Origin of the sequence: Marinomonas algae (genome assembly GCF_047525555.1) — a bacterium.
In the GTDB taxonomy this organism is placed as follows: Bacteria; Pseudomonadota; Gammaproteobacteria; order Pseudomonadales; family Marinomonadaceae; genus Marinomonas.
Genome location: NZ_JBLIXK010000001.1, coordinates 504,733 through 527,041, shown reverse-complemented (window position 1 = coordinate 527,041; position 22,309 = coordinate 504,733). Strand labels below are relative to the sequence as shown.

General features: G+C 42.3%; 20 protein-coding genes. 13 read left to right on the top strand and 7 right to left on the bottom strand.

Going from position 1 to position 22,309, the window contains the following annotated elements:
* Window positions 1-7: 7 nt before the first annotated feature.
* A complete protein-coding gene (gene mnmC, locus ACMUMQ_RS02450; RefSeq protein WP_414680450.1) occupies window positions 8-2,002 on the bottom strand; it encodes a bifunctional tRNA (5-methylaminomethyl-2-thiouridine)(34)-methyltransferase MnmC2/FAD-dependent 5-carboxymethylaminomethyl-2-thiouridine(34) oxidoreductase MnmC1 in 1,995 nt (664 codons plus the stop codon).
* Window positions 1,992-2,546 carry a peptidylprolyl isomerase gene (locus ACMUMQ_RS02445; RefSeq protein ID WP_414680449.1) on the bottom strand — a complete coding sequence of 185 codons (555 nt, stop codon included), beginning with the start codon at window positions 2,544-2,546 and terminating at the stop codon, window positions 1,992-1,994. Before ACMUMQ_RS02445 ends, mnmC begins: the two co-directional genes overlap by 11 nt.
* 78 nt (window positions 2,547-2,624) lie before the next feature.
* On the opposite strand from ACMUMQ_RS02445, the gene ACMUMQ_RS02440 reads away from it, so the two are divergent.
* Window positions 2,625-2,906: an Rdx family protein gene (locus tag ACMUMQ_RS02440; RefSeq protein ID WP_317003071.1), complete on the top strand. Its 282-nt coding sequence runs from the start codon at window positions 2,625-2,627 to the stop codon at window positions 2,904-2,906.
* Window positions 2,907-2,986: 80 nt separating this feature from the next.
* Here ACMUMQ_RS02440 and ACMUMQ_RS02435 read toward each other — a convergent pair whose 3' ends face one another.
* Window positions 2,987-3,283: a YciI family protein gene (locus ACMUMQ_RS02435; protein ID WP_414680448.1), complete on the bottom strand. Its 297-nt coding sequence runs from the start codon at window positions 3,281-3,283 to the stop codon at window positions 2,987-2,989.
* Window positions 3,284-3,435: 152 nt separating this feature from the next.
* Between ACMUMQ_RS02435 and ACMUMQ_RS02430 the strand changes: the two genes are divergently transcribed.
* The 6 genes from ACMUMQ_RS02430 (at window position 3,436) to ACMUMQ_RS02405 (ending at window position 8,782) form a co-directional block, all read left to right on the top strand.
* Window positions 3,436-4,287: a PHP domain-containing protein gene (locus ACMUMQ_RS02430; protein ID WP_414680447.1), complete on the top strand. Its 852-nt coding sequence runs from the start codon at window positions 3,436-3,438 to the stop codon at window positions 4,285-4,287.
* Window positions 4,288-4,334: 47 nt separating this feature from the next.
* A complete protein-coding gene (locus ACMUMQ_RS02425) occupies window positions 4,335-4,955 on the top strand; it encodes an L-threonylcarbamoyladenylate synthase (protein WP_414680446.1) in 621 nt (206 codons plus the stop codon).
* A 117-nt stretch (window positions 4,956-5,072) separates the two neighbouring features.
* Window positions 5,073-5,969, top strand: coding sequence for a 23S rRNA pseudouridine(2605) synthase RluB (gene rluB, locus ACMUMQ_RS02420; RefSeq protein ID WP_347983037.1), 897 nt, complete (start codon window positions 5,073-5,075; stop codon window positions 5,967-5,969).
* A gap of 38 nt (window positions 5,970-6,007) precedes the next feature.
* The gene (locus ACMUMQ_RS02415) at window positions 6,008-6,463 is read left to right on the top strand and encodes a DUF1499 domain-containing protein (RefSeq protein ID WP_414680445.1); all 456 of its coding nucleotides are present in this window, start codon (window positions 6,008-6,010) and stop codon (window positions 6,461-6,463) included.
* Between the two features lie 81 nt (window positions 6,464-6,544).
* Entirely contained in the window at window positions 6,545-7,261 is a 717-nt protein-coding gene (locus tag ACMUMQ_RS02410) for a response regulator (RefSeq protein ID WP_414680444.1), read from the top strand.
* A gap of 6 nt (window positions 7,262-7,267) precedes the next feature.
* Window positions 7,268-8,782 carry an ATP-binding protein gene (locus tag ACMUMQ_RS02405; protein ID WP_414680443.1) on the top strand — a complete coding sequence of 505 codons (1,515 nt, stop codon included), beginning with the start codon at window positions 7,268-7,270 and terminating at the stop codon, window positions 8,780-8,782.
* Between the two features lie 36 nt (window positions 8,783-8,818).
* Here ACMUMQ_RS02405 and ACMUMQ_RS02400 read toward each other — a convergent pair whose 3' ends face one another.
* Both ACMUMQ_RS02400 and argF read right to left on the bottom strand, forming a co-directional pair.
* Window positions 8,819-9,745, bottom strand: coding sequence for a LysR family transcriptional regulator (locus ACMUMQ_RS02400; RefSeq protein ID WP_473503966.1), 927 nt, complete (start codon window positions 9,743-9,745; stop codon window positions 8,819-8,821).
* 88 nt (window positions 9,746-9,833) lie between these two features.
* Window positions 9,834-10,739 (bottom strand): ornithine carbamoyltransferase, encoded by a 906-nt coding sequence (argF, locus tag ACMUMQ_RS02395; protein ID WP_317003081.1) that lies wholly within the window; start codon window positions 10,737-10,739, stop codon window positions 9,834-9,836.
* A gap of 261 nt (window positions 10,740-11,000) precedes the next feature.
* Between argF and grxD the strand changes: the two genes are divergently transcribed.
* Window positions 11,001-11,330 carry a Grx4 family monothiol glutaredoxin gene (gene grxD, locus ACMUMQ_RS02390; protein ID WP_317003082.1) on the top strand — a complete coding sequence of 110 codons (330 nt, stop codon included), beginning with the start codon at window positions 11,001-11,003 and terminating at the stop codon, window positions 11,328-11,330.
* A 59-nt stretch (window positions 11,331-11,389) separates the two neighbouring features.
* Here the strand turns inward: grxD and ACMUMQ_RS02385 are convergent, their stop codons facing one another.
* Window positions 11,390-12,343 (bottom strand): LysR family transcriptional regulator, encoded by a 954-nt coding sequence (locus tag ACMUMQ_RS02385; protein ID WP_414680442.1) that lies wholly within the window; start codon window positions 12,341-12,343, stop codon window positions 11,390-11,392.
* Between the two features lie 127 nt (window positions 12,344-12,470).
* A complete protein-coding gene (locus ACMUMQ_RS02380) occupies window positions 12,471-13,358 on the bottom strand; it encodes a LysR substrate-binding domain-containing protein (RefSeq protein ID WP_414680441.1) in 888 nt (295 codons plus the stop codon).
* A gap of 268 nt (window positions 13,359-13,626) precedes the next feature.
* On the opposite strand from ACMUMQ_RS02380, the gene ACMUMQ_RS02375 reads away from it, so the two are divergent.
* The 5 genes from ACMUMQ_RS02375 (at window position 13,627) to ACMUMQ_RS02355 (ending at window position 22,309) form a co-directional block, all read left to right on the top strand.
* Window positions 13,627-14,223 carry a YitT family protein gene (locus tag ACMUMQ_RS02375; protein ID WP_414680440.1) on the top strand — a complete coding sequence of 199 codons (597 nt, stop codon included), beginning with the start codon at window positions 13,627-13,629 and terminating at the stop codon, window positions 14,221-14,223.
* Window positions 14,224-14,478: 255 nt separating this feature from the next.
* Window positions 14,479-16,260: a two-component system response regulator gene (locus ACMUMQ_RS02370; protein WP_414680439.1), complete on the top strand. Its 1,782-nt coding sequence runs from the start codon at window positions 14,479-14,481 to the stop codon at window positions 16,258-16,260.
* A 29-nt stretch (window positions 16,261-16,289) separates the two neighbouring features.
* On the top strand, window positions 16,290-18,983 hold the full coding sequence (locus tag ACMUMQ_RS02365; protein WP_414680438.1) for a hybrid sensor histidine kinase/response regulator: 2,694 nt from the start codon (window positions 16,290-16,292) through the stop codon (window positions 18,981-18,983).
* A 216-nt stretch (window positions 18,984-19,199) separates the two neighbouring features.
* Entirely contained in the window at window positions 19,200-20,948 is a 1,749-nt protein-coding gene (locus ACMUMQ_RS02360; RefSeq protein WP_414680437.1) for an ATP-binding protein, read from the top strand.
* Window positions 20,945-22,309 carry a cobyrinic acid a,c-diamide synthase CobB gene (locus ACMUMQ_RS02355; RefSeq protein ID WP_414680436.1) on the top strand — a complete coding sequence of 455 codons (1,365 nt, stop codon included), beginning with the start codon at window positions 20,945-20,947 and terminating at the stop codon, window positions 22,307-22,309. The genes ACMUMQ_RS02360 and ACMUMQ_RS02355 overlap by 4 nt, the downstream gene beginning before the upstream one ends.

Below are 22,309 nucleotides of genomic sequence, written 5' to 3'. Positions count from 1 at the left end.
TGATTGGTTACCCTTGGCGACGCTTCAATTCGCGAATGATGAATCGGCTTGGGTGCAGTTTATAACCTACTTCCTGTTCGATAGGCGAAGGTGTGTGGGTAATTAAGCTGGCAATATATTGTCCACTTAATGGCGTTGAAACCAAACCTCTTGAGCCATGACCGATATTCAAATACAGCTGATTCAATGGCTCAGCCATTTCATCCGATTTCCATTTCGCGTTCTTTTGTAAATGCGCATAAGCTTCTTGGCATCTATCTTCAGACATGACAGGGCCAACAATGGGCGTGTAATCTGAGACGGTACAACGAAATGAAGCTCGACCTTCGCAATCCTCTGTTCTGAAAGTGTCATTGGGCGCATTAAGAAGCGTTTCTAAAATAGTCAGATTTCTTTTATGACCTTCTGCTCGCACCTGAGTGTCATCGTCTTTTAAATCGTATGTAGAACCAAAATGTATTAAGCCATTCATTGGTGGTGATACATAGCCGAATTCACACAGCACCTTTTCGATTGCAATCTTGTCGACTGAGATGTTTTTCTCTGAACAAGACTGCTCTGCTTTTTCTAAAGTAAGGCAAGAAACTTGTCCACGAACTGGTTTAATGGGCATGTTCGCTGAGACGTTTAAGGTATTTGTATCGTTAGCGGTACAAAGCACCACATGAGAGAAAAGTGCTTCTTGAGAGCCAGACATAGCTTTCCAGCGGTTTGAGTCTTTTGTGACTTGTTCCAGTTGCTCTAAAGGTGTGTTGAGCTGTACTTTGATATTATCGTGAGACAAAAGAGTACGACACAATTCACCCGGTGCAACCCAGCCGGACAAAGGCAGTAGAATACTGCCTGGTTTTTCATTTGAGGCTTGTAGAACAATCTCTGGGTAGAGCTTTGCTTCTAAAAGCGTCTGGAAACGCTCATTCTCTTTATCATTTTTGGGGATTTGAATAAGTCCACATTGATCCCAAAACGCTCTGTTTTTATCAAGCTTGGCATAGAGTCGAGTTGCGTGTAGATAGCCAGATAAATAAAAGCGATTTAGGAAGGAGTCTTGTGCGGTGAGTTTTGGGTAAAGCATGCCTTGCGGATTGCCTGATGCTGCGCAAGCGATATGACTTCCTTTTTCCCAAACAACCACTTGAACACCTTGCTGAGCCAATGCATAAGCTGTATTGGCTCCAGCTAAACCAGAACCAACCACCAATACTTTAGTCACCTCAGGCGCGGCTTCAGATCGAACATTAAACCAAGCTTCCCCTTGAGACATGCGTTCTGTAATAGGGCGACTGTCCTGTGTTAATTCAGCGACAACCATTTCCCTTTTTTGGCCGAAGCCTTTTACTTTCTTAACATCGAATCCAACTTCTTTTAAGCCTCTGCGGACAATGCCTGCGGCTGTAAAGGTTGAGCAGGTTGTGCCTTGATGACTCAATCTATGAATATGTTGGAAAAGTTTGTTTGTCCACATTTCTGGGTTTTTACTAGGTGCAAAACCATCAAGAAACCAAGCATCTACATCGGCGTTTAGAGCCGCGAAACCTTCTTCAGCTTCGCCAAACCACAGGGTGAGTTGAACTCGGCCTTGCTCAAGCTCAATTCGATGAAAACCATGACAAACCTCAGGATAAGCTTCGACCAATTGCTGACTAAAATCATCGATAGAAGGCCACATTTTTAACGCTGTTTTCAGCGCTTCTTTTGAAAGAGGGTACTTTTCGACAGAAATAAAATGCAGCTGTTTATCCGCTGGAGCAATGTCTAAAAACGCTTGCCATGCGCATAAGAAATTAAGACCTGTGCCAAAGCCTGTTTCTGCAATGACAAAGGCATTTTGCTCCGGTTTTTCCCAGCGTTCAGCCAGTTTGTTTTGTTTTAAAAAAACGTAGCGAGTTTCTTCTAAACCAGATTCTTTATCAAAATACACATCATCAAACTGAGTGGAATGGGGCGCGCCGTCTTCCCCCCAGTTTAATTTTGGTTCTGTGAGTCGGTAACTAGTTAACACGAGTAATACTCTCGATTACAACAGGTGTTCTAGGAACATTTTGGTAAGGCCCAACTGTGGTTGTTGCGGAAGCGGCAATGGCATCGACCACTTCCATTCCAGAAAGAACTTCGCCAAATACGGTATAACCTGCGCCGCCGTTGCGAGCACCATGATTCAAGAAGACATTGTCTACATGGTTAATAAAAAATTGGGATGTTGCGCTGTCTGGGCTTTGAGTGCGGGCCATAGCAAGTGTGCCACGAATATTTGCCAACCCATTATCGCCTTCATAAGCCACAGCTTTGTGTGTTTTCTTACGTTCTAGCTCTTCAGTAAAACCACCACCTTGAATCATAAAACCACGAATAACTCGGTGGAATATGGTGTTTTCATAGAAACCTTCATCTACATAGCGTAGAAAGTTTTCAACGGTTTTTGGTGCTGCTTCATCTTTTAGGTCAACTCGAATCGTTCCTTGGTTGGTTAAGATATCTACTTCGGTTGCTTGTATAGATGAACAAAAAGCGAGTAGGGCAAGGCTAGTAATGATAGATTTGCGCATAGAGTCTTCCTTTATTTAAATGTGTACCCAATATTATTGGGAAATTAATAACTTGTGAATGTGCCGGAGAGAAAGCAAATGCGAACTGCTGCCGTAGAAATTGAGTATTGTACTTTATGTCGCTGGATGTTGCGCGCTGCTTGGTTAGCCCAAGAGCTATTAACGACATTTGATGATGATATTAAGAGTGTGACCTTGCTGCCGACTCAAGGGGGCATTTTTAAAGTACGAGTCAATGGCCAAGAAATTTGGTGCCGCAAAGCGGAAGAAGGTTTTCCCGAAGCGAAAGTATTGAAACAAAGAATGCGCGATGTCATTGATCCTGAAAGAGATCTTGGGCATTCAGATGTGAAAGCCTAGTTTTCATGTTGGATAAAATATAAGAATGAAATGAGCTTCTTAGTCATAAAAAGCTCATTTACTACAGAGCAAGCAATGGCTTAGAAAACTTGCTTGAAGGGTTTTACAGTAACCGTTTGATAAACCCCAGCGGCAACGTATGGGTCGGCATCTGCCCATGCTTTTGCTTCTTCAAGGCTTGGAAATTCAGCAATGACAACACTGCCAGTAAAGCCTGCTTCACCTGGATCGTTAGAATCAATGGCTGGGTTTGGTCCAGCTACGATTAAACGGCCGGCATTTTTCAGTTCTTCTAAACGGGCCAAATGTGCTGGGCGTGCAGATTGACGAGCGGATAAGCTGTTTGGAACGTCTTCACCAATGATAGAGTAAAGCATGTTTATTCCTTTTCTTTGTATGTGGGATGGAAATAAATAATGTGTAACAGAATAAAAGTAACGGCTATATCGAATAGTATTTTCATATAAAAACTATTTTATGTATGCTGATCTAATGATAAACACCATTTCCTTTAAAAAACAGTCTACTTATGCCTGAAGATGCGCGTTATCGAAAAGTCGATTTGCATTCACATTCTAGTCGCTCAGACGGGCGCCTTTCACCTGCTGACTTGGTAAGCCTTGCAGCAGAGCAAGAAGTTTCATTATTCGCACTCACTGATCATGACACATTAGATGGTATTCCTGAGGCGAGTCAAAAAGCGAAAGACCTTGGGATTAGTTTCGTGAATGGTGTTGAGTTATCCACCCAGTGGAAAGGTATTCCTTTGCATATGGTGGCTTTGAACTTTGATCGAGAGGATCCTGCGGTACTGTCGGTTGTTGAGAAAAATCAGCTAATCCGCTTGGATAGAGCTCGACGTATTGCGGATTTACTGGTGAAACAAGGCTTACCCGATTTGTTTGATGAAGCTGTTACTTTAGCGGGAGAAAGCCAACTTGGTCGCCCTCATTTTGCGAGCTTGTTGGTTGAGAAAGGCTTTGTGAAAGATTCAAATAAGGCATTCGACCGCTACCTAGGAAATAAAAAGTTAGGGCAATTACGCGATGTTTGGCCTGAGTTAGAAGACGTTCTTACGACCTTGTCTGGACAGGATATAGAGTTGGTTTTAGCTCATCCTAAGCGTTACCCATTAACTGTGACTAAACTTAAACGACTGCTAGCAGACTTTAAAAAATGGGGCGGGACTGGCATGGAAGTCGCGTCTGGGAATGAGCGTCCAGATAGCGTCCGTTTATTGGAACGCTTATCAGTAGAGTTTGGTTTAAAGGCTTCCGTCGGAAGCGATTACCACGGACCTTTTGGGCCTTGGATGCAGGTCGGAAAATACACGCCAATTCATGGCAGTGAAGTAGATTTAATATGGCAGAATTGGCATTAAATCTATTCGAATTTTGATTTTTATAAGTAGCACCAACGGAGATTGTCTTGAGTCAATTTTTTCAGATACACACAGAAAACCCTCAGGCTCGCTTAGTTAAGCAGGCGGCTGAAGTAATACGCAATGGCGGTGTCATTGCGTATCCGACTGATTGTGGGTATTCGCTGGGGTGTCATTTAGGAGACAAATCAGCGCTGGATCGAATTCGAGCGATTCGACGCTTAGACGATAAACATAATTTCACTCTGGTGTGTCGCGACTTATCTGAAATATCCACTTATGCTCGTTTTGATAACCGCCTGTATCGCTTGTTAAAACACAACACACCAGGGCCTTATACTTTTATTTTTGGGGCAACATCGGAAGTGCCAAGACGATTATTGCACCCTAAAAGAAAAACCATCGGGATTCGAATTCCGGACAATAAAATTGTCGCAGCTTTGCTAGAAGAGTTGGGCGAACCAATCATGAGTTCTTCCCTTATATTACCGGGTGAAACTGAGCCAATGACGGATCCTTATGATATTCGCGATACTTTAGAACATGCGTTAGATTTAGTTATTGATGGTGGTTTCTGTGGCTTATTGCCAACCACTGTTGTGCAGATGGACGCTGATAATATTGAAGTGATTCGTGTCGGTGCAGGAGATCCATCTCCGTTTCAATAAAAATGTTTGATATTCAGCTGTTAAGCCCGATACTCTGTGGCTTATAATGAAACAAACCAGTCATTTATATTATTTAAAACCGGGTTGCTGAGAAGCATTCCCCCAATGAGGTTCGTAATGGACGAAAAGTTACAAAAAGTATTAGCAAGAGCAGGCCAAGGTTCCCGTCGTGAGATGGAGAACCGCATACGAGAAGGTCGCGTTTTAGTCAATGGTGAAGTGGCGACACTCGGTGATCGAGTGAGCTTAACAGATTCCATTACGATAGACGGTTATGCGATTGTTGCTACAGAAGCAGGTGAAAACCGCCGAGTGATTATTTACAACAAACCAGAAGGTGAGGTTTGTACTCGTAAAGATCCAGAAGGCCGACCTACTGTCTTTGATAAGTTGCCTAAATTAAGAGGCGAGCGCTGGATTGCTGTTGGCCGTCTAGATATCAACACCTCTGGTTTGCTCTTGTTCACCACAGACGGTGAATTAGCAAATAGATTGATGCACCCATCCACCGAAATTGACCGCGAATATCTTGTGCGTGTGATGGGGGAAGTGACAGAAGAGCATATTGCTACCTTGAAGAAAGGTGTCACTTTAGAAGATGGTCCTGCGCGCTTTACTGATATTGTTGATGGTGGTGGTGAAGGTATTAACCGTTGGTTTTATGTTTGTGTTATGGAAGGCCGTAACCGCGAAGTTCGTCGTCTTTGGGAATCGCAAGGCGTAAAAGTAAACCGTTTGAAACGCGTACGCTTTGGTCCTATTTTCTTACCTTCTAAAGCAAAAGTAGGGCGTTGGGTTGAAATGGAAGATTCCGAAGTAAGTTCATTGTGTAATATGGTTGATCTTAAAGTAGCTGAATCTAAGCCTAAAACACAACAGCAAAAAATTGAGCTCAAGCGTCATAAAAATAAAGCTACTGCAGGTGGTGCTCGTCGACCAAAAGGGTTTGATTGGCAAAGTACAGATAAGCCAGAATTTAAACCTAAGAAGCCTGGCAAAAGATCTTTTCGTTAACAGGTATTGTTGGAACAGTGAGTGAGAGGAAGTAAAGCATGATCCGATGGATAATTATTACTGTTGTCGTCCTAGTGATAGGGCTGTGTATTTATGTTGGGTTTGCTAACAAAATGCCTAAAGGATTAGGTGTGACAGATGGCTTATTAAAAGCTTGTCCTTCGTCTCCGAACTGCGTTTCAACACAAGCTCCTGTTGACGACAGTACTCATTATGCCGAAGCCATTACTTATAGCGGAGAGCGTAAAGAGGTTCAATTATTGATTGAGTCTCATATGTTGAACCAAGGTGATGCTCATATTGTCAGTAGCTCTTTGGGATATGTTCATTTTGAAGTGAAAAGTAAGCTCATTGGTTATATCGATGATGTTGAATTCTACTTACCTGAAACTGAAAAAGTGATTCATTTCCGCTCAGCATCACGTGTTGGTTATTCTGACCGAGGTGTTAACCGTGACAGAATGGAAAAAATTTATAGCCTTTTAGCTGATTAATTGCATAAAAGTGAATTAATAGTTAAAGCATGGTTTTTCGATGTTAAATTTAAAACGAAAATAACTGGACGAGGATTGTTCATGAGCTTAGACGACCAAACAATTTTGATTGTTGAAGATGATGAGCGCTTAGCGCTTCTTACTCAAGAATACTTGCAGAAAAATGGTTTCAAAGTAGATATTGAACCTGATGGACGTAAAGCGATTTCGCGTATTGTTGCAGAGCAACCTTCGCTTGTGATTCTTGATTTAATGTTGCCTGGTGCTGACGGCTTTACTGTTTGTCGTAGTGTGCGTAACGAATATAAAGGGCCGATCTTAATGTTGACGGCTCGTAGTGACGATGTTGATCAGATCTTAGGTTTGGAAATTGGTGCAGACGATTATGTTTCTAAACCAGCTAAGCCTAGAGTGCTATTAGCACGAGTTCAGTCTTTGTTGCGACGTAGTACACAAGATGTGGATACATCTGCTGTAGCAGCTAAAGAAGAACAGAACTTGGTCTTTGGTCCTTTGACTATTGATAATTCTCGCCGAGAAGCTTGGTTGCTTGAGGAAGAAGTTGAATTAACAAGTGCTGAGTTTGATTTGCTCTGGTTGCTTTCTAGCAACGCTGGGCGAATTCTGAGCCGAGAAGAGATCTTCGGTGAGTTGCGTGGCATTGAATATGACGGTCAAGACCGTTCTGTCGATGTTCGAATCTCTCGAATTCGTTCAAAAATCGGTGATGATCCGATTCACCCTCGTCGAATAAAAACTATTCGAAGCAAAGGGTATTTGTTTGTTAAAGAAGTATAAAAGCGAATGAGAGAAGAGATTTGGCGACTTTACCGACATCTGATTTTAAGCGGTTTTGCTATTGTTGTTTGTTGCTTTGTCGCGATTGAGTTTGCTCACAATGAATTTGCTGACTCAAAAACTGAGCAGTTATTTTATGTTGATGCTGAAATTAGCTCAGCTCTTCTCTTGTCTGGCGTTGCTAAGCAGGTTCCTGAATCTCAATTTGATTGGAACCTGAGCAGTGCTGCTTCGTTACCTTTCCCGAATATTCCGTCTTTGATCGAGACGAAAAAGTGGCTTGCTTCTGATGAGGCAAGCTACAGCGTGTCTTTTCAACAATCTGCTACTCCTGTTTTAACCGGCAATGCTTCGACGTTGAATCCAATGTTTCAATTCAAAACATTATTAGAGCGACTGCTACTAACACCGCAGCTTGAATACTCCGATAAAGTCGCTTTGATTGAAAGTATGTCTAGCTTGTCTATAAACCAATATGATTCCCAAGGTTCTGCGTTGCTTTCTGGGGTTGCTCTGGTACAGGGAACGGCTCAAGAGTACGGTTTTTTGTGGAAGGATGAAAACGCTGAAAAACCAAGCTATATAACGCTGACAAAAACAGATGTTTTTCCGCTTACTTTGGTTGTCGTGGTGATTATCAGTGTTGGTGTTGCCATTATGTTGTTGCTCATTTGGCGTGAGCTGATGGCATTAGATGTAAAGCGCAAAACCTTTGAAAGTATTACTCGACAAATTGCCCGTGGCAGAAGTGGTTTGCCTCAAGGTGTGCCAGATAATAACAGTACTTTAAAAGAGCTAGCTTACTCTTTTGACTCTATGTCGTCTCATATTGAGCGTTTACTGAAAGTTCAGCGCGAGATGATCAACGCCATTTCTCATGAATTAAGAACGCCCATTGCGCGCCTTCGGTTTGGTTTGGAGATGGTGAAAGATGAAGTTGACGATGATGTAGGGCCAACAATTGAAGCCTTGGAAGGCGATGTTGAGGAATTGAATACTCTTGTTGATGAGGTTTTAACTTATGGAAAGTTAGAGGGCGGTTCTTTGGAACTTAACTTTAAAGAGCTTTCTATCAGCCAGCTCATTGACGAAATATTGCAGCATAATCACCTTTTGCTTCAGCATCTTACGGTAAACACAAGCATCGATTCAGCAGACATTGTTGAAGCTGATGAGCATCATATTAGTCGAGCATTACAAAATCTTATTTTGAATGCATCGAAATATGCAGCGAGTACCATCACGGTTTCTTTTTCTCAAGATTCAGAAAGGTGGCAGCTGGATATCGAAGACGACGGTCCAGGTATTCCTTTTGAAGATCGCGATAAAGTCTTTATTCCTTTTCAGCGACTGGATAACAGTCGTACAAGAGCGTCGGGCGGTTATGGCTTAGGTTTGGCGATTGTTCAGCGTATTGCCTTTTGGCATGGTGGCGCGGTATTGATCGATGAGAGTGAATCTGGCGGTGCTAAGTTTAGTTTTATCTGGTCTCGTAATCAGCATCAAAAAACGGTGTCATAATGTATTTTGATGCCGACTTACTTGTTGTAGGAAAGGTTACAGATCAGGCGCTAAAATTCCTTTCAGGTTTTTAAAGCAAGTTTTGGATGCTGTGGAAATCAAATCTTCCATGTAGGCATTATCTCTTTGATCTTTTCTGATCGCTAAGTAGAGTTTGCACCAAACACCTTCTTCACCTAATGATTTGCTAATGACATATTGTCGATTAGTGTATTCCGTCAACGCCCAATTAGGTATACAGCAAACACCGCGCCCACTGGCAACCAGTTGCATCATCATTAGGGTTAATTCGCTGTGGCGGATTTTAGCTGGTGATACATCGGCTGGCTGCAGGAAGTGCTTGAAAATATCAAGTCGTTCAATCTCAACAGGGTAGGTAATGAGCGTTTCTTTTTCAAAGTCTTCAGGGCTGAGATAGTCCTTTTTAGCTAAGGGATGATGGCGTGAGAGTGCTACCTGAGATTCATACTGAAACAAAGGTATGTATTCGATGTTTGGAATATCTTGTGGATCTGATGTAACCACCAAATCTAAATCGCCTCGTGCCAAAGCGGGAAGTGGCATAAAGCCAAAGGCCGTCGATAAATCCAACTCAACATCTGGCCAGTGTTCACGAAAATGATCAATAGTGGGCATAAGCCATTCATAGCAACTGTGGCATTCTATGGCGATATGTAAGCGTCCACTTTCGCCTTCCGCGAAACGTTGTATGTCTCGTTGAGCAGAACGAAAAGACAGGAGAACATCATCGGCCAGCTGTAATAATCTTAAACCAGCACTCGTAAAGCGAACCGGCTTGGTTTTACGAATGAACAGTGGGCACCCTAATTTTTCTTCAAGATCTTTTAACTGATGAGATAAGGCTGACTGAGTCAAATGTACTCGTTCCGCAGCTTCAACCAAACTGCCTGTTTCCCTGAGAGCGGCCAATGTTTTTAAATGTCTAACTTCAATAATGCTCATGATAATTCACAGTTGATGAGTGTTATTCAACACCTAGAGTATAAAAAAGGCCCGTTGAATACTGATTTCAATCGAGCCTAGAATGCTATTAGTGACACAATAGGAATTCAAGTAATGCTTTTTGTGCATGTAGACGATTCTCTGCCTCATCCCAAACCACAGATTCTGGATGATCGATAACATCCGCTGTCACTTCTTCGCCTCGGTGTGCTGGTAAGCAATGCATGAACAGAGCATCTGAATTGGCTTTTGCCATCAACTCAGCATTAACTTGGAAACCATCAAAGTCTTTTAGGCGTTGCTCTTGCTCGTCTTCTTGTCCCATGGACGCAAAAACATCTGTCACGATTAGATCAGCATTAATAGCAGCTTCTGAAGCATCATGAAGAACCGTTACTCTGTCTTTGTGTTCGGCAACAAGCTCTGCATTTGGCTCGTAGCCAACCGGGCAAGCAACAACAAGTTGGAAATCAAGTAATTCGGCGGCATTGATGTAAGAATTACACATGTTATTTCCGTCACCAACCCAGACGACTTTTTTGCCTTCAATTGAACCACGATGCTCTTGATAAGTTTGCATGTCGGCTAATAACTGACAAGGATGGTAATCATCGGTTAATGCGTTAATCACAGGAACAGAAGAGTATTTAGCAAAAGTTTCTACTGTTTCATGATCAAAGGTTCGGATCATCACGGCATCGACCATGCTGGAAATAACTCGTGCACTGTCTTCTACGGGTTCGCCACGACCAAGTTGTGTATCACGAGAAGAAAGAAAAAGTGCATGACCACCAAATTGTGCCATACCTGCTTCAAAAGATACGCGGGTTCGTGTCGATGATTTTTCAAAGATCATTGCCAATACGCGATTTTTAAGCGGCTGGAATAGGGTACCTTCATGGTGAATTTTCTTAAGCTCAGAAGCTCGTGATAATAACTGCTTTAACTCGTCGGAAGATAAATCCTTCAGAGTAAGAAAATGTCTTGGCGACACGCTTGGACTCCTTAATTGTCTTTTTTAAAAGGGAATCAGCCAATTTAATACACTCGGCTACTTGAGTAAAGGGTAATTAACTTGATAAAGCGGGAAGGAAAGCTTCTTTTTGGGGTTGTAAATACACCCTTCGACCCAATAAACTGATGCAAGTTTAATGGGTTTTATTGTCGTTAATTTTGTAACTAGGTGTTGGCACCTTATATCGCCGCATTGAGCTATTGAATTAAAGTGAGCGTAATTGAAAACGAGGTTTTTAACATGAGTAATACAATCGAAACAATTAAAGAGCAAATCAATAACAACGACGTTCTGCTTTATATGAAAGGCAATCCTCGTGCGCCACAGTGTGGTTTTTCTTCACAAGCAGTACAGGCTCTTATGTCTTGTGGTGAACGCTTTGCTTTTGTGAACATTTTGGATAATCCAGATATTCGTGCAGAACTGCCAAAATACGCTAACTGGCCGACTTTCCCTCAACTTTGGGTAAAAGGCGAGTTGGTTGGTGGTTGCGATATTATTGTTGAAATGGCTAATAACGGTGAGCTACAGACTTTAGTAAAAGAAGCTGTGGGCGAATCTGAAGAGTAATATCGGTTCTATAAAACGAAAGGCACATATTGCTTACATCGCAATATGTGCCTTTTTTGTTAGATCTTAGTTTGCGTTATAAATTCGTTTGCGACATCCATTACTTGTCTTCTAAACCAAATATGGCTCGCGTCATGGTGCAGTAATGGGCTCCAGATCATCTTTAGTTCAATTTTAGAAATATTGAAGGGTGGATCTAGAATCACAAAGTCAGGGTTTTTCTTATTGATCATGGCAACTTTTTTAGGAAGTGTGGCGATCAGGTCTTGCTCAAGCGCCAAATGCATGGCCGTATGATAGCTTCGAGTAAAGACTCGAATACTCCGTTTGTGGCCTAATGCTTGTAATGCTTCATCTACCCAACCGAGTTTTTGCACATCATTTGGATCCATGCCAACGCCAATACCAAATCCCGTTTTACTAACCCAAATATGCTGTGCCTGTAGGTAAGCTTCAATATCAAAGTTATTACGCACCGGATTGTTTGAACTCATCATGCAGACAAAGGTGTCGAGCCAGACGCTTTTTTGATGGAAGGATTGAGGGAGTTCTTCAAAGCGATTAATCGCCATGTCTATTTTCCCAGCTTCAACATCATGAAACGTCACGTCGCTTGGTGTCATGATGTCCAACGTTATGCCTGGCGCATATTCCCTAAGGCGGTTGAGCAGTAAAGGTATAACCGTTGAGGTGGCGTAATCACTGGCCATGATTCTAAAAACGCGGGTGCTGACTTTTTCATCGAAGTCGGCTTCTGGCTGTAGTGCTTCTTCAAGGTCGAGTAACACTTTGCGAACAATGGGTTGTAAGCGAAGTGCTTTTTCTGTGGGTTTCATACCTTCACTGGTTCTAACCAGCAATGGATCATTCAATAAATCTCGAAGCCTCTTTAAGCCGTTGCTCATGGCTGGCTGAGTAATATTGAGTTTATTGGCTGAGCGCGTGACGTTGCACTCTCTTAGTAATACATCAAGATAGATGAGCAGGTTAAGGTCGATCTTATTAATATTCATTGTTTAATGGTATTCACGCGCCTTATGAATTGAAGGTATTTACCCTGCCAAAAAGTATAACCCTAAAACACTCATTGCGAAATGAATAGAAGAACCGCTTTTTAAGGCGGTTTCTAACTTTTATCCATTAAATTGTGGATGTATCCGCGGATGTACAGCATAGGTCGATAAAACGCTGAGCATTTTGTGTCAACGCTGTATTTTTGGGCGTAACAATTAACAAATTTCGATTTAAGGCCAGAGGTGTTTTATAAAGTCGAATTAAACCAGAGTTAAGCTCTTGAGATATTGCCATTCGAGACAAACAGCCTAATCCCATTTGGTGAATAACCGCTTGTTTAACCGCTTCCATATGAGCGAGTGATAACACAACGTTGAGTTGAGGAATATGAGACGCGGTTGACTGTTCTAAGATATTTCGTGTGCCTGAACCTGCTTCTCGCATTACCCAACTGGCTTGCTCTAAGTCTTCCCAAGAAAGCTCTTCAGGGCGATCTTCTTGAGCAGAGCCAAAGACAACAAGTTCATCCTTTAGCCAAACTTGAGTCATTAACTCAGCATGCTGACAATAGCCTTCAATAAAGCCTACTTCGGCTTTGCCTGTTAATAGCTGTTGAATAACACTTTGCGTGTTGCCGATGTCTAACGTGAAGCGAATGTTTGGGTGTTGGCGTTTAAACGAGGACATTTGTTTGGGAAGCAAGTAGTTTCCCATACTGACACTGGCGGCAAGGTGAAGTGATCCGCTTAGCTCATCCTCATTGCCCATGCTCTCGATTTGCTCAATCTGACTAAGCACCGCACGAGCCTGTGGCAAAAGATGCCTAGCTTGAGGTGTGATTTGTAGGCGTTTACCATGACGGCGAAAAAGCGGGCGACCTAATAGCGCTTCTAGTTCTCTCAGTGCTTGACTGGCGGCTGGTTGACTAATAGAAACCATCTCCGCGGCTGCGGTGACTGAGCCTGTATGAACAACGGCTTCAAAAATTTGTAATTGTCTAAGTGTAATTCTCATCCCTTTATTGTAGCCCCGTTTCTGTTTTGATGAGTAGTCTAATCTTGCTATAAATTCAATTCGATCAAGGCAAAAAGTGTAGCGTAAAAAATAATATTTAGTTTTTCCCTTAATGGTATGGAAAATGCTTTAATACGCAGTGAAATCTCAGGTAAGACGCTATCCGTCTTGTTGATATGTTCAGACGTAAGTCGACTTCCACAAGAAGTAAATATTACAACTTCTGTTATTAGCCAAAAGCTAATGCAGTCCATGTTAAGGACATGTTATGAAAATTACAAACCGTTGGCTCTCTATCCTAGAGGGTTGTATCCTAGTTGCTCTAGGACTGCATATTTTAAACTCAGCAGGACTCTTGATCAGTGGTACCGCAGGCGCTGGTATGATTTTGCTTAGGCTTACTGATTTGTCTTTTGGACAGCTTTTCTTCCTGTTAAATCTTCCGTTTTACATTCTAGCTTGGTACACCTTGGGTCGAGACTTTACGCTCCGAACCTTTGCTAGCGTTAGCTTGTTATCGATTCTCTCTGAGTTAATGAAATATTACGCAGTCTTGTCCATTCATCCATTGTTGTCGGCGACGCTAGGTGGTTTATTGGTTGGTTTCGGGCTGATTATTTTATTTCGTCATAACACGTCTTTGGGCGGATTAAATATATTGTCAGTTTACTTGGAACGAAAATTCAATATTCATGCGAGTAAAACAACTCTTATTGCTGATATATTTGTTTTGATCGCCGCCATTACCTTCCTTGATTTAACACACTTAGGACTTTCTTTAATTGCATTTGTGCTTTTAAGCTCTGTCGTTGGTCGTTATCACAAACCACCAAAATGGGCCGAAGTTCAAAAAGCCGATGCATAGAATGCGTGCAATGTGCTTTTCTTCGTTTTAAATATGCACTGATTTGTTGCGTTTGAGTTTAATCATAGCCAGATATTAACGGCATTATCTGCATAATATTAAATACTTAACTTAAGTGGATATTGTGTACAGAATGGCGTTAATATTAGTGAGCGTTGTATGTTTATTGCTTGATAATGGTGCTTGATTATAATTACCTGAATAAGCTTGCCCAATCGAGAAATTTGTAAATCAAATGGAAGGGCGTAGCAAAGAATGAAGCAGTCTCCAACAGTATTGATAGTTGATGATGTTCCTGAGAATTTACGTGTTTTAAAAGATGTCATTACGGCGTTAAATTGCCAGATTTCTTTTGCTAATTCGGGAGAAAGAGCCCTTGCTCTTTTGGAAAGAACACAACCTTGCCTGATTTTACTCGATGTTATGATGGGCGGCATTGACGGTTTTGAAACATGCCGCCGCATCCGAAACCATCCAATACATAAAGACGTTCCAATCATTTTTGTCACTGCATTAGCTGATGATATCAACCGTGGCTTTGAGGCTGGTGGAAATGATTACATCAGTAAGCCTATTCGAGTTGAAGAAGTGCGCGCTCGTGTGATGCATCAATTGGAGAAATTTCAATTAGTAAATGAGCTAAAGGAACTGACCACATCATTGGAAGAAAAAGTTCGAGAACGCACGGCCAACCTCAATTTAGCAAACCGTAATTTACGCAAAGAAATAAACGAAAGACGTTATATGCAAGATCGTCTCAAATATCTTGCTCAACACGATTTTGTGACTCAGCTTTATAATCGTGATGCATTGGATGAGCATGTCTCTCATATTATTTCTGAAATCCAATCCCAATCCATAGTTCATACACCTTATTTTGTGTTAATCGATATTAACGAATTTCGACTAATCAACGATTCCTGTGGTTGCATCGCAGGCGATGAATTATTGCATCAGTTTGCCATTTTGATGAGCGAACACATTAGCCCGCAAAGAGATTTTTGTGCTCGTCTTAGTGGTGACAAGTTTGCCATTGCGATTAGCGCGGGAAGTGAAATCGTGTCCTCTTTTTTCCGCCTACTTGAGGAAAGCATAAAAAACTTTGTTTTTGTTTGGGACGAGCGACAGTTTCGAATCAGTTTAACGCAAGTAGCTGTTCCTATTACCGAAGAAATGGTGTCATTCGAGCAGGTTATCATGCTCGCAGATGAAGTCTGTTATTCCAGCAAAAAATCAGGCGTACTTTCTCGGGTTGTTAAAAATGCAAACGACCTTGCTTATGAAGAGCATCGAGGCAACCTTAATTGGGGGCTTCGAATTATTGATGGCCTTGAAAAGGATTTATTTGAGGTACATTTTCAGGAAGTGTTGTCTTTAAATGGTGCTGACACAAATAAAAAAGTTGAAATTCTGGTTCGCCTGAAAGATGAAAATACCGGCAAATTGATTTACCCAAATGATTTTATCAGAGCGGCTGAACGCTTCGGTATTATCTCGAAAATTGACCGATGGGTGATTCATAATACGATGAAGCTTTTTTCTGAACGAGAGAGTTTATGGGAAAGTGTTGATCAAGTTGCCTTAAATGTTTCCGCTTTATCGGTGCGTCAATCCGATTTTGCCCAATTCATCGTAGAACAATTATCGCTATTCCAATTAGATGGGCGTAAGTTCTGCTTTGAAATTACGGAAACGGAAGCGCTGAATAATTTCACAGACACGCGTAACTTTATGTCTCTTCTTCATGAAAGTGGGTGCAGTATCGCATTAGACGATTTCGGAACAGGCTTCTCATCTTTTGCTTACCTAATGGATTTGCCATTCGATTTAATCAAAATAGACGGCATGTTTATTAAAGATATGCATGTTAATGAAATTCATTATGAAATGGTGGATTCCATCGTTAAGTTAGCGAAAATGTTGAAGAAACCTGTGGTGGCGGAATTTGTCGAGAATCAAAATATCGTTAACCAATTGAAAGAGCTTGGCGTTGAGTGGGGGCAAGGTTACCACTTCCATAAACCAGAAAAGCTTTAATTATTGGGTTATCAAACGGAGTTTTGAACATGGGCGATCAGCTATCTACTCTTCTTGGTCTATTGGCAATTATTTTTGCCGTTATAGCGACCTCTCTTATCATTCTACAATTAGTTTTTTTGGTGCGTTTTAAGCAATTGCAACGCCGATACTCAAGAGCAATTTTGGCAACAAATTCTGGTGTTTGGGAGTGGTTTCCAGGCAATAATCGTCTCTATATTTCTTCCGATTTTTTCCTCCGGTTAGGTTTTCGGGAGAAACAAGTTCCTACTCGTCTTAGTGAATGGTTGGAGCTGTTATCTGTAGAAGAGAAGGATATTTTTGAACGCTGGCAAGATGAACTTTTACAGCAGAAAAAAGGCGTAGTTAAGCCAGTCAGACTTAGCATAGAGAACCAAGATAAGGAAAAATATTGGATTGAAATACGAGGCAGTGTGACGCGTGTTGACCGCCTAAATAAAGTGCAAAGCGTTGCTGGTGTCATCGAGGAAGTTAGCCATTTAGTAGCAGCAGAAAACGCCTTGCTTGAAGCGAAAGAAGAGGCGCGACGTAGGGAATTATTGCTAACCTCTTTGATTAATAATATCCCAGATATAATTTGGTCGAAGGACGAGCACGGCAAATACCTCGATTGCAACCAAGCCTTTTTAGAGTTTAATTCGCTGACCTCTCAAGAAGTGAAAGGAAAGTCTGACCAAGAACTGAATTTGGATGGCAAAGGTGATTATTACCAGGAGCAAGATAACCAAGTTCTAAAAACAGGTATTACCTTTCACGAGCAGAATTGGGGGCACTCTCAAGGTGACGAGTCTAGATTGTTTGATATTCACCGAGTGCCAGTGATTGAGCCGAGTATCCATTTTCGTGGGGTTCTTGGTATCGCCAGAGACATTACAGAACACCATCATCTGCTAAAACAACTTAAGTCGTTTAAAAGCTTTGCTGATAACTCAGCTCAAGGCTTTGCAATGGCCTCTTTTTACGACGGTAATATCACCTACTTCAATAAGAAGATGTGTGACTTATTAGGCGTGAATGATGATGTGGATGATAAGTCGCTGAAGCAATTTCATTTCTTAGAGTTCTATCCAGAAACAACGCAGAAATTCCTTCAAAATACTGTCATTCCGTATGTAAAAGAACATGGTGTGTGGGAAGGTGAGTTGGAAGCTCGAAGCCTGGATGGGCGCGTGTTCGCAACCTATGAAACCTACTTTGTACTTCATGATGAAAACGGTCGTGCGACTTCTGTTGGCGATATCATGAATGATATTACAGAACAGAAAAATGTCTCTCAGCAGCTAGAGCAAGCCAAAGAAGCTGCAGAGCAAGCCAATCAGGCAAAAAGCCATTTCTTAGCGAATATGAGCCATGAAATTCGCACCCCATTAAATGCCATTATTGGCTATGCCCAACTGATCGAAGAAGACGACACTTTAAGCGGCGTTTCACGTTCTCGTTTTACCGCTATTGCCAGCGCCGGTGAGCGTTTGTTGGGTCTTATTAATGATATTTTAGACATTGCACGCATAGAATCAGGGCGACTTATTTTGCATGAGCAAAAGGTGAATATCTGCAAAGAAGTCAAACAAATTGGAAAGCTGTTTAGTGGACAAGCTCAAGAGAAAGGTTTGTCGCTCTTTGTTGAATGTCACTTGGAAGATGGTCCTTTAGTTTGGGTTGATCCAGTGAAATTTCAGCAGGTTTTGACGAACTTAATTGGCAATGCCATTAAGTTTACTCAACAGGGTCATGTAAAGGTTGTTGCTTGGGGGGAAGATCAGCAGATTCTTATTGAGATAGAAGATACTGGCCCAGGGATTGAAGACGATTTAGTAGATCATTTATTTACCCCTTTTGTGCAAGGTAAAGCTGGTGATGCGTCTGGTGGTACAGGCCTTGGCATGGCTTTGTCTTTAACATTGGTCAAACTCATGAAAGGCACTTTGTCTGTCGATTCAACACCTGAAGTGGGTACGAAAATACGCATTGCATTGCCTTTGGTCGAAGTCCCTCAAGAGGCGCTCTCAGAAGAGAATGACATTGATATATTGCTAAATATGCGACTCAATAACCCCATTACAGTCTTGGTTGCAGAGGATGATAGTTGGTCGAGAGACATTTTAGTCTCTATTTTAGAAAAAGCGGGCTGTCAGATAATTGAAGCCAACGACGGCGAGCAAGCGATTAAGGCCTTTCAAGCTAATCGGCCAGACTTTGTCATGACAGACATCCGTATGCCGATTAAGACAGGAATCGATTTTCTGAAATTCATTCAAGAGGCTGACCCTTCTCGTTCTATTCCTGTTGTTGCCGTTACGGCATCAACCCTGATTCACGAGCAGCAAGCATTAATCGATGATGGCTTCTGGCAAGTAATCGCAAAGCCATATCGAGCAGAGGAAATTTATAAAGCCTTAGTAACGCATGCCAATGTTGAATTTGTCTCTCTATTTGATAAATCCATCAAAGGGCAGATTGATGAAAGCTTAGACGTCGCAATTGAAAAAGAAAATATAGAGTTATTAAACCTAGCAGTTGAAGAGTGGCAGCCGCTGTTATTAGCAGCGCAAAATGGCGATATAGAGCAAGCGGAAGAGGCTTTTTTATTGATTCAGCAGAAGTTGCCAGCTTTTCATCAGAAGAAGCTTCAGCACGCCATAGCGCAATTTGATTTAGGTTTGGTTGAAGATCTCATCATAGAGTATCAAAGTATGGCGTAACGGTTTTTATATTGGTTTTATTCAATACAACCTGAGGCCTTTGCGTTTGACATAAAAATGGCACAAAGATAAGGTCTATCGAAGTAAAACACAGTAAAAACGCCTATAATAAGGCGTTTTTTTATACCGGCTTTTAAGTGGCTGCTGGCTCATTTAGATAAGCCAAAATGCTCATTTGTCAGTAGACTTTCATCAAGCACAACAACAGGTAACGCCATGACCCCTCTTGCCCATAGTAACTTTCCTTTTACTGCCGTCGCAGGACAAGAGTCGCTTAAGTTAGCTTTGATTTTATGTGCAGTGAATCCTCAAATCGGTGGTGTTTTGATTAGTGGTCCTCGTGGTTCAGCAAAGTCAACTTTAGCTCGTGGTTTGTCTGGTGTAATGCCTGCGTTATTGAATGATGAAGAGCTTGCCCCTTTCGCAACATTGCCGCTTGGCACCAGTGAAGATCGCCTACTTGGTGCTTTGGATTTAGAGCAAGTATTGCAAGATAAACAAGTTGCTTTTAAACCGGGTTTATTAAGCAGAGCCAATGGCGGCGTATTGTATGTGGATGAAGTGAATCTGCTCGCGGATCACCTTGTCGATCAGCTTTTAGATGTTGCGGCGAGTGGTGTAAATCGCGTGGAGCGAGATGGTGTTAGTCACGAACATGAAGCGCGTTTTTTACTGATTGGCACCATGAACCCTGATGAAGGTGAGTTGCGTCCACAACTGCAAGATCGCTTTGGTTTAATGGTTGAGCTGACTAATCAATACAGCCTTGAAGAGCGAGTACAAATTGTTCGACTTCGAGACGAATTTGACCAAGATCCAGAGTCTTTCTGTGAAGCCTTTAAATACAAACAACGTAACTTGAAGAACAGCATTCGTTTGGCGCGTAAAGCTTTGGGTGACATAAGTTGTCCAGATGCATTGCGAATGGAAGTGGCGAAACGTTGTCAGTTAGCAAATATTGATGGCGTGCGTGGCGATATTGTTTGGATTCGAGCTGCTATGGCGCATGCTGCGTGGCGTGGTGCTAAACAGGTAACAATAGATGATATAAAAGCGGTTGAAGAACTGGTTTTGGCTCATCGTCGACAGGCTAAGATACAACCGCCTTCACCACCTTCTCGTCGTCCAGAGATGTCTCGACCTGAAAATAATCAACAGAAAAACAACCAAGAAACGGACAATAACGAATCAGGTGAATTAGAAAGTAGCGAAGGCGATTGGGGAAGCATGGCGCCTCAAACGCTGAAGTCTTCGACGCCGATTCGAGTTAATTTACAAGCGGATGCTCAAGTTCCCTCAACGGCAAAGTCTGTGAGTGAGGTGACGCCGGGAAAGCATAAAGGCAAGCAACAAGGCGGTTATCGTCTTGATGCTTCAGAATCAGGCAAAGGAGTGGATTGGTTTCGTAGTATTATCAACCAACCACAAGAATGGCCACCCAAAACATTAACTCACAAGGCTGCTAAAACAGGCCAAGCAAGATTGCATTTGGTGTTGTTGGACACATCGGCTTCCACCTTAAATCAAGGTGTGTTTGCCAAAGCCAAAGGCGTAATTTTAGACATTGCTAATCGAGCCTATTTAGCCCGTGAGCAGATTGCGATTCTAGGTTTTGGGCAAGATGGCGTTTCTTCGATTTTGCCAAGAGTGCGAGCGCCAAAAGAAATATCTGAGTTGCTGGATAACCTTGGTGCTGGTGGCGGAACACCTTTTCGAGTGGCGATCGAAGAGGCTAGAGATTATTTGGCAAAGCAACACAAAGGAAACGCCGATTTGTACAGCCAAACCTATATTTTGACAGACGGACGAACACAGGCGGATGTGTCGAACCTTAAGCTTTTAGGGCAAACAGTATTGATCGACATAGAAAATGCCACCATTAAACGTGGTCGCGGCCAAGATATTGCTCAGCATTTGGGCGCACATTATATTTCATTAAATTCGCTTTTAGAGACTGTATTATGACTGCTGATAACGGCAACTTGGTTGATAAAGACGCGGTTAGCTGTCCTGCTTTATTTTTGACAGCTCCTGCTTCAAACCAAGGAAAAACTACCATTACGGCTGCTTTGGCGCGTTACTTTACTCAGCAGGGCAAGGTGGTTCGAGTATTTAAAACAGGTCCAGATTATCTTGATCCACAAATTCTTGCTCAGGCGTCTAAACAGCCGGTAGAGCAGTTGGATATTTGGATGGCGGGCGAAGACTACTGCCAAGACAAACTCTATCAAGCAGCGAAAGAAGCGGACTTAATTTTAGTCGAAGGCGCAATGGGCATGTTCGACGGCGATCCTTCTAGTGCTGATTTAGCCGCCCGTTTTGGTATTCCGATGGCGATTGTCATGGACGTAAAAGGCATGGCACAAACTGCTGCAGCGTTGGCGACGGGGTTGGCGAATTTCCGTGATGATGTGCAGGTTGCGGGGCTGATTGCCAACCGTTGTGGTAGTGAGCGCCATGCAGAATTGATTCGAGACGCGCTGCCAGAAAACTTGCCTTTACTAGCTACTTTAAAACGTGATGAAGCCATTATATTGCCAGAACGTCATTTGGGTTTAGTTCAAGCCTCTGAGGTGAAAGACGAATTGGAAGAGCGCTTTGAAGTTGCTGTTGAATGGTTAAAAGAAACCCGTGATACAGGCTTATTGACCTTGCCGAAAGCCGTTTCCTTTGCTCCTGTAAAAGAACTCACTTCAGCTGATGTGACGACAGAAGTACAACAAAGTTTGGTGGGCAAAACCATCGCAGTCGCAAAAGACGCGGCATTTAGTTTTATTTACGATGCAAATCTCATGGCTTTGAAAAGTATGGGAGCAAAAGTCGTCTTTTTCTCCCCATTAAAAGATCCATCTCTACCCGAAGTGGATGCTCTTTGGTTACCGGGCGGTTATCCAGAATTACATGCAAAAGCCTTGTCAGAAAATGTCTCCATGCGCCAATCTATTCAAGACTTTTACCAAGCAGGGAAAAGTATTTTGGCAGAATGTGGCGGCATGCTTTACAGCTTGGAAGACTTAACAGATTTAAACGATACTTGTTATCCCATGTTAGGTATTTTAGAAGGCCAAGGTGCGATGCGAGGCAAGCGTGGTTGCCAAGGAATGCAAACAGCCGTTATTCCACAAGGCGAGATTCGCGGCCATGCTCATCACCGATCACGTAGCGCTAATACACCTGAGCCAGTTGGGCATGGTCGTCGCCAGCGCCATTCTGCTCCTGGCGAAGCGATTTACCAACAAAAAGGCTTAACGGCGAGTTACTTACATTTGTTTTTTCCGTCTAATTTGGAAGTAACAGCCAAACTTTTTCTTGGTGAGAATTTATAG

Coding starts and splice junctions, on each gene's coding strand:
- ACMUMQ_RS02445 (WP_414680449.1), bottom strand. CDS start 2,546: ATGCGCAAATCTATCATTACTAGCCTTGCCCTACTCGCTTTTTGTTCA.
- ACMUMQ_RS02440 (WP_317003071.1), top strand. CDS start 2,625: ATGCGAACTGCTGCCGTAGAAATTGAGTATTGTACTTTATGTCGCTGG.
- ACMUMQ_RS02435 (WP_414680448.1), bottom strand. CDS start 3,283: ATGCTTTACTCTATCATTGGTGAAGACGTTCCAAACAGCTTATCCGCT.
- ACMUMQ_RS02430 (WP_414680447.1), top strand. CDS start 3,436: ATGCCTGAAGATGCGCGTTATCGAAAAGTCGATTTGCATTCACATTCT.
- rluB (WP_347983037.1), top strand. CDS start 5,073: ATGGACGAAAAGTTACAAAAAGTATTAGCAAGAGCAGGCCAAGGTTCC.
- ACMUMQ_RS02415 (WP_414680445.1), top strand. CDS start 6,008: ATGATCCGATGGATAATTATTACTGTTGTCGTCCTAGTGATAGGGCTG.
- ACMUMQ_RS02410 (WP_414680444.1), top strand. CDS start 6,545: ATGAGCTTAGACGACCAAACAATTTTGATTGTTGAAGATGATGAGCGC.
- ACMUMQ_RS02405 (WP_414680443.1), top strand. CDS start 7,268: ATGAGAGAAGAGATTTGGCGACTTTACCGACATCTGATTTTAAGCGGT.
- ACMUMQ_RS02400 (WP_473503966.1), bottom strand. CDS start 9,745: ATGAGCATTATTGAAGTTAGACATTTAAAAACATTGGCCGCTCTCAGG.
- grxD (WP_317003082.1), top strand. CDS start 11,001: ATGAGTAATACAATCGAAACAATTAAAGAGCAAATCAATAACAACGAC.
- ACMUMQ_RS02385 (WP_414680442.1), bottom strand. CDS start 12,343: ATGAATATTAATAAGATCGACCTTAACCTGCTCATCTATCTTGATGTA.
- ACMUMQ_RS02380 (WP_414680441.1), bottom strand. CDS start 13,358: ATGAGAATTACACTTAGACAATTACAAATTTTTGAAGCCGTTGTTCAT.
- ACMUMQ_RS02375 (WP_414680440.1), top strand. CDS start 13,627: ATGAAAATTACAAACCGTTGGCTCTCTATCCTAGAGGGTTGTATCCTA.
- ACMUMQ_RS02370 (WP_414680439.1), top strand. CDS start 14,479: ATGAAGCAGTCTCCAACAGTATTGATAGTTGATGATGTTCCTGAGAAT.
- ACMUMQ_RS02365 (WP_414680438.1), top strand. CDS start 16,290: ATGGGCGATCAGCTATCTACTCTTCTTGGTCTATTGGCAATTATTTTT.
- ACMUMQ_RS02360 (WP_414680437.1), top strand. CDS start 19,200: ATGACCCCTCTTGCCCATAGTAACTTTCCTTTTACTGCCGTCGCAGGA.
- ACMUMQ_RS02355 (WP_414680436.1), top strand. CDS start 20,945: ATGACTGCTGATAACGGCAACTTGGTTGATAAAGACGCGGTTAGCTGT.